This window comes from Actinomadura xylanilytica (assembly GCF_030283145.1).
In the GTDB taxonomy this organism is placed as follows: domain Bacteria; phylum Actinomycetota; class Actinomycetes; order Streptosporangiales; family Streptosporangiaceae; genus Spirillospora; species Spirillospora xylanilytica.
In genome coordinates this window covers 654,833-667,257 of sequence record NZ_JASNWE010000005.1, presented here as the reverse complement: position 1 = coordinate 667,257, position 12,425 = coordinate 654,833, and the positions used below count along the sequence as shown (strand labels likewise).

Below are 12,425 nucleotides of genomic sequence, written 5' to 3'. Positions count from 1 at the left end.
TCCGCCGGCGGCGGGGCCCGGCGGGCCCCGCCGCACCGGTCACAGCCGCGGCGGGGCGAAGGCGTCCAGCGCTTCGCGCGCGAGGTACATCGAGTCCCAGGGGTCGGCGTCCGGACCGGTCAGCTCGGGGTCGAAGTTCACGTCCACGAACAGCTCGGTCACGCCCTGCTCGGCGAGCACCCCGAAGTCGGACCGGATCTCCTCGTGCGACCCGGTCAGCGGCCGGCGGCCGGGGGCGCCCGCGGGACGCACCCGGACCGCACCCCGGCACACGAACCGCAGCGCCGCCGGGTCGCGGCCGGCCTTCTCGGCCGACTCCCGGACGATCTCGATCGAGCGCCCGATCCCGGCCAGGTCGGCGCGGCTGGAGCTGACCCAGCCCGCCGCGAGCCGGCCGGCGCGGCGCAGCGCCGGCTCGGACGAGCCGCCCATCAGGATCGGCGGCTCGGGCGACTGGAGCGGCTTGGGGTCGAACAGCACCGGCGGGATGTCGTAGAACTCCCCGTGGAACTCGCTCACCTCGTCGGCCCACAGCGAGCGCAGCGCCGCGACGAACTCCTCGGCGCGGGCGCCGCGGCGCTCCATCGGCACGCCGGTGGCGGCGAACTCGGCGGGCATCCAGCCGAGGCCGAGCCCGAGGTCGAGCCGCCCGCCGGTGACATGGTCGAGCGTGGCGGCCTGCTTGGCCAGCAGCGGCGGCGAGGTGAACGGGACGTTGACGATGGCCACGCCGAGCCGGACCCGGCTGGTGTACCCGGCGAGGTAGGCCAGGGTGATCAGCGGATCGGACACGTTGCGGTAGGTGTGGTCGGCGGTGTCGGCCGGGTTGACCAGCCGTTGCAGCGTCCACAGCGAGTGGTAGCCGAGCTCCTCGGCCCGCTGGGCGATCAGCACCTGGTTGGCCGGGGTGGCCCACGCTCCCGACACCGGCACGGCGAACCCGATGAGCACGGCGCTCCTCCTCGTCATCGTCGAAAGGTCCGACCCTATCTCCGCCCGGGCCGCGCCTTACAGCGTCAAGGCCCGTGCCCCGGCGCACCTCGATGATCTAGCACGGTCCGCGCCTGCACCGGGGGCGTCCGGCGATGGAACGCGGCGCGCAGCGCCGCGTACGCGGCGGGCGGGGCGGCCAGATGGTCCAGGCCGAGTAGGGCGGCCCCGAGCAGCGGCGGTTCGCCGGGGACGACGAGCCGGGCCCGCGGCGCCAGGCGCGAGTACCATTCCCGAACGGCGTCCATCAGGACGGGGCGCCGGGCGGCCAGCACCCCGCCGCCGAGCACGACGTCGGCGGGGATCTCCAGCAGATCCAGCCGCCGCAGCGCGACCGAGCCGAGCAGCGCGACCTCCTCGGCGAGCCGTCCCGCCACACCGAGCGCGACCGGGTCGCCGGCCGCGGCGGCGTCGAGCAGGACGGGCGCCAGCCCGGTGAGCCGGCTCTCGGCGATGTGGCCCCGGTGGACGCCGAGGCCCGCGTCGATGGCACGGTCCACGCCGAAGTGCGCGGCGACCGCGGCCGACAGCGCGGTGTGCGGGCCGCGGCCGTCCTCGGCGCGCACCGCGTGCCAGAGCGCGGCCCGGCCGAGCTCGCCGCCGCCGCCCCAATCGCCGGTGTGTGCGCCGAGGGACGGGAAGCGGGCGGTGCGGCCGTCGGGCGCCACGCCCGCGCAGTTGATGCCCGCGCCGCAGACCACCGCGACGCCCCAGCCCTCGGTGGCGGCGCTGCGCAGCAGGGCGAAGGTGTCGTTGCCGACCGTGACGTCCGGCGCGACGCCGCGGGCGAGCAGGAGCCCCTTCAGCCGCTCCTCCTCGTCGGGGAGGTCCACGTTCGCCAGGTACGCGGCCAGGTGGACGACGTCGCCGGCCGCGGCGCCCGCGGCGTCGAGCGCGCCGCCGATGGCGGCGGTCAGCCCGTCCACCGCGGGGCCGAGGCCGCCGAGGTGCGGGTGGAACCCGCCGCCGCGGGCGGTGCCGAGCAGCTCCCCGCCGACCCCGGCCACGGCCACGTCGGTCTTGCTGTTGCCGCCGTCGACCGCGACCAGCACCGGCGGCATCAGGTGGCCCAGGGCAGGTGGGCGCGGTTGGCGGCGATCAGGTCGCGGGCGAGGCGCTCGGCGGTGCCGGCCTGCCCGACCAGCGGGTGCGCCAGCAGGGCGGCGGCGACGCGGTCGGCGCCGCCGCGCAGCGCCGCGTCCAGGGCCAGCTCCTCGTAGGCCGACACGTGCGCGATCAGTCCCGCGTAGAGCGGTTCCACCGGGTCCACGGGCAGCGGCACCGGCCCGGCGGCGGTGATCCGCGCCGGGACCTCGATGACGGCGCGCGGGTCCAGGAACGGCAGCGTGCCGCCGTTGCGGACGTTCACCACCTGGGTGTCGCCCCGGTCGCCGAGGAGGGACGCGACGAGCTGGACGGCGGCCTCGGAGTAGAAGGCGCCGCCGCGCTCCTCCAGCCGGGCCGGCTTGGTGTCCAGGGCCGGGTCGGCGTACATCGCCAGAAGCTCGCGCTCGAGCGCCGCCACCTCCTGCGCGCGTGAGGGCGAGCCGCGCAGCTCCTCCACGACCTGGTCGTGCGCATAGAAGTAGCGCAGGTAGTAGGACGGGACGGCGCCGAGCCGCGCGATGAACGGTGCGGGGAGCCCGGTCCCGGCGGCGACCGCGTCCAGGTGCTCCGACAGCAGCCGGGGGAGTGCGTCGGTCCCGTCGACCCGGGCCGAGCGGGTCCAGGTGAGGTGGTTGAGGCCGACGTGGCCCGCCTCGACCCGGTCCGGGGGGACGCCCAGCAGCGCGGCGAAGCGCCGCTGGACGCCGATCGCCACGTTGCACAGCCCGACCGCGCGGTGCCCGGCGTCCAGCAGCGCCCGGGTGACGATGCCGACGGGGTTGGTGAAGTCGACGATCCACGCGTCCGGGGCGCGGGCGGCGACGCGGGCCGCGATGTCGAGCACGACCGGGACGGTGCGCAGCGCCTTGGCGAGCCCGCCCGCGCCGGTGGTCTCCTGCCCGACGCACCCGCACGCGAGCGGGATCGTCTCGTCCAGGTGCCGGGCCGCCTGCCCGCCGACCCGCAGTTGCAGCAGCACGACGTCGGCGCCGTCGACCGCCCCGTCGAGGTCGGTGGTGGTCCGGACCGTCCCGGGATGGCCCTCGCGGGCGAACATCCGGGCGGCCAGGCCGCCGACCAGGGCGAGCCGTTCCGCGTCCGGGTCGGCCAGGACCAGTTCGCCGACCTGCGGCTCCGCGCGCGTACGGGCGAGCCCGTCGACCAGTTCCGGGGTGTAGGTCGAGCCTCCCCCGACGACCACCAGCTTCAACCCTTGACTCCCGTCAGTGTGATGCCCTGCACGAAGACGCGCTGGGCGAGGAGGAACACGACGATCACCGGCAGCACGGTGAGCAGCGTCGCGGCCATGGTCAGGTTCCATTCGACGTTGTGCGCCGCGCGGAAGGTGGCGATGCCCACGGCCAGCGGCCAGGCGTCGGGCTTGGCGTACACCAGCGGCCCGTAGTAGTCGTTCCAGCAGTAGAAGAACTGGAACAGCGCCACCGCCGCCAGCGCGGGCCGCGCCATCGGCAGGACCACCCGCACCATGGTGGTGAACTCGCCGCAGCCGTCCACCCGGGCCGCGTCGGCGTAGTCGCGCGGGATCGTCACCAGGAACTGCCGTAGCAGGAAGATGGAGAAGGCGTCGCCGAACAGCAGCGGCAGGATCAGCGGCCACAGCGTCCCGGTGAGCTCGAACCGCGCCCAGACGATGTACAGCGGCACCACGGTGATCTGAGGGGGCAGCATCATCGTGGTGATGACCAGCACGAACGCCACCTTGCGGCCCCGGAACCTGAACCGGGCCAGTGCGTAGGCGACCGGGACGCTCGACAGCAGCATGAACAGCGTGCCGAGCACCGCGTACAGCAGGCTGTTGCCGAGCCAGCGCGCCATGTCGCCCGACAGCACCTCGGTGAAGTTGCCCCACTGCCAGTGCGCGGGCCACAGGTCGCCGCTGAGTGTCTGCTCGTCCGACATCACCGCGGTGAGGAACATGAACAGCAGGGGCGCCAGGAACATCAGCGACAGCGCGATCGCGACCGCGTGCGCGGCCACCCACAGCAGCGCCCGGCGCCCGCGCGGGCCGCCGGGGCCCCGGCGCGGACGGCCGCCTGCCGGCGCGGTCGCGGTGCGGGTCAGTGCGCGGGCCGCGGTGCGAGTCAGTGCGCGGGCCGCGGTGCCGGTCATGACGCCTCCCCGTCGGCGAAGGAGTGGAACTGCCGGAGCAGCAGCAGGGTGAAGAGCATCGCGACGGCGAACAGCAGCAGCGCCAGCACGCACGCGTAGCCCATGTTGAACTGCCGGAACCCCTCGTCGTACAGGTACTGCGGGAACGTCAGCGTGGAGCCGCCGGGGTAGCCGGGCGCGAGCTGGGTGCCGGGCTGGTCGCTCTGCCCGGCCGCGACCTTCCCCGCGACCATCGCCTGGGTGAAGTACTGGAGGGTCTGGATGACTCCGGTCACCGCGGCGAACGCCAGCACGGGGGAGACGGTGGGCAGGGTGATGTGCCGGAACCGCTGCCAGGGGCCTGCACCGTCGATCTCGGCGGCCTCGTAGAGCTGCCGCGGCACGTCCAGCACGGCGGCCAGCAGGATGATCATCACGTCGCCGACGGCCCACAGGCCGAGCAGCGCGAGGCCGGGCTTGCTCCAGTCGGGGTCGTTGAACCAGTCGGGCAGCGGGATCCCGGCCAGGTCCGCGAGGTGGTCGACCGGCCCGGTCCCCGGGTTCAGCACGAACACGAACGCGACCGTCGCCGACACCGGCGGGACCAGGTAGGGCAGGTAGAAGATCGAGCGGAACAGGCCGCCGCCGCGTTTGAGGTGGGCCAGGAGCTGCGCCGCGCCCAGCCCGAACAGCACCCGCAGCGGCACCATGAGCGTGACCAGCCACAGCGTGTTGAGCATGGACCGCCGGGCGTCCTGGTCGCCGAACAGGTACCGGTAGTTGGTCAGGCCGACGTACTCCAGGTTGAACAGGTCGTACCGGGTGAACGAGAAGTACACCGTGGCCAGCAGCGGATACCCGAAGAACAGCGTGAAGCCGATGAGCCACGGCGACAGGAAGGCCAGCACCCGGAGCCGGCGGTGGCGCCGCGCCCGCGCGCCGGCCGTCCGCCCGCGCGGTGCCGCCGCGGAGGCGCCGGTGACGGCGGCCATCCTCAGCCGCCCGCCAGCTCGAGCGCCTTGTCGACCTTCGCGTCGAGGTCGCGAAGCCCCTGGTCGGGGTCCTTGACCTTGCCGGTCTCCCACTCGTCCTGGACGAACCGTTGGAGCTGGACGAGGTAGTCGCCGCCGTTCGGGCTGGACGGGCTGGTGGTGGTCGCCGGGTGCTTGAACACGTTGAGGAACGTCCCGAACTGCGCGGGCAGCTTCAGTCCCGGCGACGACAGCGCCGGCAGCGTGCTCGGCACGTTGCCGAGCGCGTTGGCCATGGTGACCAGCGAGCCGGTGTCGGTGGCGAGGTATTTGACGAACGCCCAGGCGGCCTCGGCGTGCTTGGAGCCGCGCGGGATCCCCATGATGGTGCCGAGGGTGAAGCCGCCGCCGTACTGGGCCGCCCGGTCGTCGGAGACCGGCGGCGGGGCGGTGCCGTAGTCCAGCGCGGGCGCCTCCTTCTGGATGAACTTGGTGCGCCACTCGCCGTCGACGGCCATGGCGACCTTGCCCTTCTGGAAGGGGTTGGACGCCTCGAACTCCTGGCCCATGCTCCGCATGAACTTCTTGGCGTTGTCGTAGCCGTACCAGTCGAGCAGGTCCTTCTCCCACTTCAGGTACGCCTTGAACGCGGGGTCCTTGGAGAAGTTCGCGGTGCCGGCGGGGGTCAGCCACTTCACTCCGAAGCTGGTGGCGATGTGCTGCGGGGTGTGCTCGTAGTACTGGACCGACGGCATGAACCCGGCGACCTTGATGGTCCCGTCCGGGGCGCGCACCGTGAGCTTCTTGGCCAGCGCCGTCAGCTCGCTCATGGTCTTGGGCGGCGCGTTCCCCTTCATCAGCGCGGTGTTGTAGTAGAGGCCGTAGGCGTCGGCGAGCAGCGGCAGGGCGCAGCGCCTGCCCTTGAACTGGGTATAGTCCTGGACGGCCTTCGGGAACATGTTCAGGTCGACGCCGTCCTCGCGCAGCCGCGGCGTCAGCTCCTGCCAGGCGCCGCTCTGGCAGAACTGCCCGAGGTTGTCGGTGGTGAAGGAGGCGACGACGTCGGGCGGGTTCCCGCCGCGGATGGCGTTGGTGATCTGGTCGTCGGTCTGGTTGCCGGTGACCTTCACGGTGATGTTCGGATGCAGCTTGCGGAAGCCGTCGACCGCGTCCTCGAACCCTTTGACCTCGTGGTCGGCGCTCCAGCCGTGCCACACCTGGAGGGTCTGCTTCTCGTCGGTCTTCGGGCCGCCGCCGGTTCCGCCGCCGCCGCCGGCCGTGCAGGCGGACGTGAGGCCGAGGCCCAGGGCGGCCAGGGCCACCGTGATCCGGCGTGGTGTGGGGGTGCGCACTCCGGTTCTCCTTCGGGGGAGGGACGGCCGGGGCGGCCGTCGGGTCAGGAGGTGGTGTCGGAGAAGACCTCGTCGCGGGTCTCCTGGAGGGCCTGCTGGAGCGCCCCGGCCAGGACGGGGTTGTCCTGGAGGGAGCTGAGCCGCACCGCGGGACGCGGGACGGCCAGTGCGTGCAGATGCCGTTCGACCCGCGCGCGCAGCGGCTCGCCGCCGGCCCGCAGGACCTCGCCGGTGAGGACGATCAGTGCCGGGTCCAGGACCGCCACGACGGCCGCCAGGGTCGTGCCGAGCCGCGCGGCCAGCTCGGCCAGCGCCGCCTCCGCGGGCCCGTCCGGCGCCTTCTCGGAGGCTCCGGCCGCCGCGGCGGCGCGGGTGAGGGCGGTGGCGGCGTCGCGTCCCCGGAAGCCGTGCTCGCGCATCAGCCTGAGCACGGCCGCGCCGCCCGTCAGGCCCTGCACGCGCCCGGTGTGGGCGAGCCGCGCGTCGTGGTCGCGCGGCCCGCCGGCCGCGGGCATGTAGGCGATCTCGCCCGCGCCGCCGGTGGCGCCCCGGTGCAGCGCACCGTTCAGCACCACGGCCATGCCGACGCCGTCGGCGACCCAGAGCAGCACGAAGTCGCCCGCCCCGGCGGCCTGCCCGCCCGCCAGCTCGGCCAGGGCCGACAGGTTGACGTCGTTCTCGATCGCGACCGGCAGGCCGAGGCCGGCGGTGAGCGTGCCGACCAGGCCGGGGACGTGCCAGCCGGGGATGTGCGCGGCGTAGCCGAGCCGGCCGGTGCCCGGGTCCACCGCGCCCTGGATGCCGATCACGGCGCGCCGCAGCCGGGACCGGGTGAGGCCGGCCGCCGCGGCCGCTCCGTCCAGCGCGGCGCCGACCCGGGCCACGACGTCGACGCCGGACCGGCCCGGCGTGGGCAGGGTGTGCTCGCCCACGACCGTCCCGGTGAGGTCGGCGACGCGGGCGAGGACGCGGGCCGGGGTCACGTCGGCGCCCGCCACGTGCGCGGCCCCCGGGTTGATCCGGTAGAGCCCGGCGGTGCGGCCGGGCAGCCCCTCGCGGATCCCGTCCCGGACGACCAGCCCGGCCTCCTCCAGCCGCGCCAGGAGCTGGGACGCGGTCGGCTTGGAGAGGCCGGTCAGGTCCGAGAGCTGCGGCCGGGTGAGCGGGCCCCGCGACAGCAGCGCCTCCAGGGCCGCGCGGTCGTTGATGGCCCGCAGCATGCTGGGGGTTCCCGGCGTGGGCGTCGGCACGGGCGCCGCTCCCTCCTGAGTTAGGAAGGTTTCCTAACTTGGACGAGAAAGTAAACAACCCTTACGAACGGGTCAAGGGAGGTGGTGTGGCCGGGACCGGCCGCGCACTCCGCGCCGGGGCGGCACGGGTCCGGCTCAGGAGCGGCTCGGGGGGCGCTTCAGGAGTGCCTCAGGGGGCGGCGACGATGAAGCTGGAGTTGCCGAAGCCGACCTCGTCGCCGGCGCGGACGCGGGCCGGGCCGGTCAGCCGCCAGCCGTTCACCCGGGTCCCGTTCATCGAGCCGAGGTCGGAGACCATCCAGGACTCCTCGTCCTGGTAGATCTCGGCGTGGAACCGCGACACGGTCAGGTCAGTGAGGATGAACTGGCAGCCCGGCGCGCGGCCGACCACGATGCGGGTCAGGCCGGCCGGGGGGAGCATGAACCGGGGCAGCCGCGGCGCCCGCCAGGCCGCCTCGATGCGCGCGGTCGCCTGGGACACCGAGGAGATGATGCCGGTGAGCCGGTTGACCACCCTGCCGGTGGGCGGCAGGTCGTGCACGATGTCGGCGAGCTCGGCCTGGCTGCGGGCGCGCAGCACCTGGTCGACACGGCGCTCGAACGTCTCGTTCGACATCCGGCCCTCGGCGACCTGGTCGCCGAGCATCTGAAGGGCCCGGTCCCGCTCCATGTCGGACGCTCTCACCGGATATGAGGGCTGACCGTCCATAGCTGTGAGTATCCAGATCCTGTCGTTTACTGTCTAGCGAGAAGGTAGAAGATCATTGATCACGCGCACTCTGGCATGTTAGACGCCCTTTGGACACGGGAAGTTCGCTCTCGCCCGTCTCGAGCCCCTTCGCCTGCGGAGCGGTCGGGAGACGATTGGGAGACGATCTTCCGCCGGGTCTCCGCCGGGTCTCCGCCGGGTCTCCGCCGGCCGCGTCTGGAGCGCCGCGACCAACTCGGCCCGCATGTGGTCGGACACGTGTGCGCAGGTGCCGCCGATGCCGGGCATCGCGCGTCCGAGGCGGTCCCGTTCGAGGATCTCCGGTATCCCGTCCTCGTCCATCCAGACGCGCAGCGGGCCACAACGGCAGCACCGCGCACCGCGCGCCTACGCCGCCCAACTTCGCCAGGTCCTGCATAACGCCCGACCCGCGCTGAAGAGACGGCCGTCAACGGGGCATCGATCTGGCGACGTCGGTGGCGACGGCATAGGCACGGCGGGCCATCTGGTCGTACGACAAGTATTCTCCGTCCTTTGTCCTGCCCGCGTACCAGACAGTCGCCAGGACGTTGCTTATCCGGAAGCTGAGCTCCGCGCATCCCCTGTCCCTCGGCCGGGTAGGGCAGTTCTCGTAGTCAAGCGATCTGATGGACGCCTCCTCGCCCGGCCCGCGCAGCAGACTGAAATTCTTGTTGTCCTGGGAAACAGGGAATCTGGACCAGTGCCGGCGCTTCGCGATGTCCGCGCCGATTCCCGGAACCTCATCGGGAGTACGGATGCTCGCCGCCGTGAATCCACCGAGACCCGCCTCTTGGACCCACTCGCAACTCGCGATTTCCGTACCCGACTGCAGCCCCTTCCCAAAGCCGAGGTTCCTGTCCTTGTGCACCGGAGTTCCCGGCTTGGGGCCGCCCAGCTTGTCCAGGGTCGCCTTGGTGACCAACCCGCACGGCCCGGGCAGCTTCCCGAGCGGCGGCGTCCCTCCCGCAGGCTTCGTGATCTTCGGCTCGGCTCCGGCGGTGGACCCCAGGTTCCGGGCGGCGTCCACCGCCGCAGCGAACACGCGAGGCCGCAGGCTCTCCATCGGAGGCAGGGTCAACCGGCCACCGGAATGGTCTTCGCCAAAGTACTCGACCTTGACGGTGATGTTCTTCACGCGAAATACCACAGTGACGTAGGAATGCGCACCCCAGGTTTCCGCGCCGTAGTAGATCGCTTCCTCGCCGACGCCCGTGAGGCTCTCCGGCTTTGGCCGCCGCCTGTCTTCCACGTTTGTTTTGTTTTTGAAGAACGTGTAGGCCATATCCCGTTCCTGCCTGAACGACTCCATGGCGCCGGGTACCGATTCCGACCGTGTGACGAACGCCTGAAGAACTCGCTTCTTTCCGCCGACGTCCCTCGCCTGATCATTGGATCGCCAGACGCAGCCCAGACGATCCGACGCGCTGAGGCCGCTGATCTTGGCCGCCTTCGCCTGCGGGGCCACCTTGGCGGCCGTCTTGCGAGAGACGAGGCCGTCACACTTCCTGGGCATCTGGATGGCGGGGGCAAAGGCTGCGGCGAGGTGATTCTTGGAGATTTTCGGGATCGCCGCGAACTCGGGCCCGCCGTCGCCCTCATCGTCACCCGAGCCGGCGCTGACAACCACGACCCCGGCCGACAGGAGCAAGGCGACTCCCACGGCACCCGCGATCAGCCCGCGCTGCCGTCGGTTGCTCGTACGGGGGGTTGACGTGCTGACTTCCGCGGTCGCGTCCGGGCGGGATTCAGGGGATGTAGGGGAGGCGGGGGCGGTCATACCGGTGTCTGACTCCGAAACCGCCAACGAGGTTCGCGATCACCGACTGTTCGGCTGCGACCGGTCCTCTCTGGCGAAGAGTGACGAGCCGGTGCCCCGGCGGCGGCATCCGCCCGGCCGGCGGTAAGGACGCCGACATGGCGGAAGACCTGGCGCGACTCCAGGACGAGGGAGAGGACCTGCGCGTCGGCGTGCCGGTCGAGGAACCGCGCAGGCTGGTCGGCATCGTCCCACTCTGGCCAGCCTGATATCGGTTCGGTGCGGCGCTCTTGCGGATCTCGGCGCTGCCTCTACGGTGAGCCGGGCAAGAGGGTGCCCGCGGAGGGAGTTCGTTGTGGCTGTCGAGTTCACGCGTCCGGGTGCCCCATCGGCCGAGGATCCGGTGATGGTGCAGGCCATGGCCGTGTGGGACGCGTTCACGCCGGGTGAGCGGCGGGACCTGTTCCGGTCGCTTGCGCAGGTCGTGGCCGTGTATGGCCGGACGGAGAATGTTGACCACCTGGTGCGGTTTGCGGAGAGTGTTGACGGGATGGTCCGGCTCGAGTCGACAACCGACCTGCGTCAGACGATCCGGGAGACCCGCGACGTTCCAGGCGAGCCGGCCGAGGTGAGCTTCGCGGACATGGCGAGGCGACTCGAGGGGTAGCCATGCGGCGGCGGCTGCGACCGACCACACGGACTCGGGCACTGGTCACCGAGTGGTCGGCCACGGCGTCAGCCGAGCACCGACGGCGGATGGCCGAACTTCTGCACTCGCTCGGCAGCGGAATCTGGGTGACGCGCTGGTGGTGGGTGCCGTACAGCAGCGACCCCGAGGTGATCGAGATCCGGTTCGACACGCACGCGCATGTGTTCATGCGGGTGTGGCTCGACGAGGACGACCTCCGTGAGTACGCCGACTTCATCTCGATCGAGCACAGCGACCCGGAGAGCGCTGAGAGCGCCGTCGACTAGCCGGGCCGGCTCGTCAGAGCAGGTGGGGCATGGCGCCGGTGCCTCGCCGGACGATCTCCCCGGCGATCGATTCGTTGAACCGGGCCGGCGGCCGAGGGGTCAGGCGGTGGAGGTCGTCAGGTCCTCGACGCGTGCTTCGGCGGAGCGGCGGACCGCGTCGACGCCGTTCAGCGCGGAATCCTTGGTGGTGTAGCCCTGGCTGGCCGCGATGATCTCCCCGTTGGGGGCCTTGAGATGGAAGCGGAACTCGCCGGCGTGGTCCTTGAAGATCTCGAATTTGGCTGCCATAGCCGTCGGCTACCCGCTGGACCTGTGAGAACAACGCTGTTTGGTGAAGGTTTGGGAGTGTCGGGGCCATGTGCGGCCCGTCCGCCACCCCCGCCTCACCGGGAGACGACGCCCAAGAGACTGTCCGGCGCCGACGGTGTCGGAGATGCTGGGAGGAGCGCCCCGACGAAAGGAGCTTCTCTGTGCTCGAGGTCATTGGTGCCGGGTTCGGACGCACCGGCACGCTGTCGATGAAGGCTGCCCTGGAACGACTCGGCTTCGGTCCGTGCCATCACATGCTGGAGCTGGTCGAGAACTCGGCGCAGGGCGATCTGTGGATGCCCGTCGCACGCGGCGAGGACGTCGACTGGGACGTCGTGTTCGAGGGGTACCGGTCCTGCGTGGACTGGCCCAGCGCCGGCTACTGGCGGGAGCTGTCGGCCGCCTATCCGGACGCCAAGATGATCCTCACCGTCCGGGATCCGGGGAAGTGGTGGGAGAGCGTCCATGACAGCATCTACCAGTTCACCCGGCGGCCCGCCCCGCCGGACCCGTCGGGGGTCTACCGGAGCGTGCGCGCCATCGCCGACAAGGCGGTGTGGGAGGACACGTTCGGCGGCCGGTTCGCCGACCGGGCCCACGCCATCGGCGTCTTCGAGGAGCACACCGAGACGGTCCGCCGGGAGATCCCGGCGGAGCGCCTGCTGGTGTTCGAGGTCGCGCAGGGCTGGGAGCCGCTCTGCTCCTTCCTGGGCGTTCCCGTGCCCGACGAGGAGTTCCCCCGCCTGAACGACCGCGCCGCGATCAACGCGATGATGATGGAGAGGTTCGACCAGGCATAGCAGGCCGACCACCGCGGTGCCGGCGCCGTCCGTGTCCGGACGCCGGCACCGCGCCGCCGGTTCGTGCGGCCGGCCG

General features: G+C 72.1%; 13 protein-coding genes. 3 read left to right on the top strand and 10 right to left on the bottom strand.

Going from position 1 to position 12,425, the window contains the following annotated elements:
* Positions 1-39: 39 nt before the first annotated feature.
* The 9 genes from QP090_RS32940 to QP090_RS32900 form a co-directional block, all read right to left on the bottom strand.
* A complete protein-coding gene (locus tag QP090_RS32940) occupies positions 40-969 on the bottom strand; it encodes a TIGR03619 family F420-dependent LLM class oxidoreductase (RefSeq protein WP_285943569.1) in 930 nt (309 codons plus the stop codon).
* Positions 970-1,016: 47 nt separating this feature from the next.
* Positions 1,017-2,051 carry an N-acetylglucosamine kinase gene (locus QP090_RS32935; RefSeq protein ID WP_285943568.1) on the bottom strand — a complete coding sequence of 345 codons (1,035 nt, stop codon included), beginning with the start codon at positions 2,049-2,051 and terminating at the stop codon, positions 1,017-1,019.
* Positions 2,051-3,298 (bottom strand): 6-phospho-beta-glucosidase, encoded by a 1,248-nt coding sequence (locus QP090_RS32930; RefSeq protein WP_285943843.1) that lies wholly within the window; start codon positions 3,296-3,298, stop codon positions 2,051-2,053. The genes QP090_RS32935 and QP090_RS32930 overlap by 1 nt, the downstream gene beginning before the upstream one ends.
* A gap of 5 nt (positions 3,299-3,303) precedes the next feature.
* Positions 3,304-4,227: a carbohydrate ABC transporter permease gene (locus QP090_RS32925; protein ID WP_285943567.1), complete on the bottom strand. Its 924-nt coding sequence runs from the start codon at positions 4,225-4,227 to the stop codon at positions 3,304-3,306.
* Positions 4,224-5,198 carry a carbohydrate ABC transporter permease gene (locus QP090_RS32920; protein WP_285943566.1) on the bottom strand — a complete coding sequence of 325 codons (975 nt, stop codon included), beginning with the start codon at positions 5,196-5,198 and terminating at the stop codon, positions 4,224-4,226. The genes QP090_RS32925 and QP090_RS32920 overlap by 4 nt, the downstream gene beginning before the upstream one ends.
* A 2-nt stretch (positions 5,199-5,200) precedes the next feature.
* Positions 5,201-6,529, bottom strand: coding sequence for an ABC transporter substrate-binding protein (locus tag QP090_RS32915; RefSeq protein ID WP_285943565.1), 1,329 nt, complete (start codon positions 6,527-6,529; stop codon positions 5,201-5,203).
* A gap of 44 nt (positions 6,530-6,573) precedes the next feature.
* Entirely contained in the window at positions 6,574-7,779 is a 1,206-nt protein-coding gene (locus QP090_RS32910) for an ROK family transcriptional regulator (RefSeq protein WP_285943564.1), read from the bottom strand.
* A 169-nt stretch (positions 7,780-7,948) separates the two neighbouring features.
* Positions 7,949-8,488, bottom strand: coding sequence for an FHA domain-containing protein (locus QP090_RS32905; RefSeq protein ID WP_285943563.1), 540 nt, complete (start codon positions 8,486-8,488; stop codon positions 7,949-7,951).
* Between the two features lie 448 nt (positions 8,489-8,936).
* Entirely contained in the window at positions 8,937-10,157 is a 1,221-nt protein-coding gene (locus QP090_RS32900; protein WP_285943561.1) for a hypothetical protein, read from the bottom strand.
* A 463-nt stretch (positions 10,158-10,620) separates the two neighbouring features.
* On the opposite strand from QP090_RS32900, the gene QP090_RS32895 reads away from it, so the two are divergent.
* The gene (locus tag QP090_RS32895) at positions 10,621-10,932 is read left to right on the top strand and encodes a hypothetical protein (RefSeq protein WP_285943560.1); all 312 of its coding nucleotides are present in this window, start codon (positions 10,621-10,623) and stop codon (positions 10,930-10,932) included.
* Positions 10,933-11,021: 89 nt separating this feature from the next.
* Positions 11,022-11,240 (top strand): hypothetical protein, encoded by a 219-nt coding sequence (locus QP090_RS32890; RefSeq protein WP_285943559.1) that lies wholly within the window; start codon positions 11,022-11,024, stop codon positions 11,238-11,240.
* A gap of 99 nt (positions 11,241-11,339) precedes the next feature.
* Here QP090_RS32890 and QP090_RS32885 read toward each other — a convergent pair whose 3' ends face one another.
* Positions 11,340-11,528, bottom strand: a complete 189-nt coding sequence (locus tag QP090_RS32885) for a YegP family protein (RefSeq protein WP_285943557.1) — start codon at positions 11,526-11,528, stop codon at positions 11,340-11,342.
* 182 nt (positions 11,529-11,710) lie between these two features.
* Here QP090_RS32885 and QP090_RS32880 point away from each other — a divergent pair, with 182 nt between their 5' ends.
* Positions 11,711-12,349, top strand: a complete 639-nt coding sequence (locus QP090_RS32880) for a sulfotransferase family protein (protein WP_285943556.1) — start codon at positions 11,711-11,713, stop codon at positions 12,347-12,349.
* The last annotated feature ends 76 nt before the right edge of the window (positions 12,350-12,425 follow it).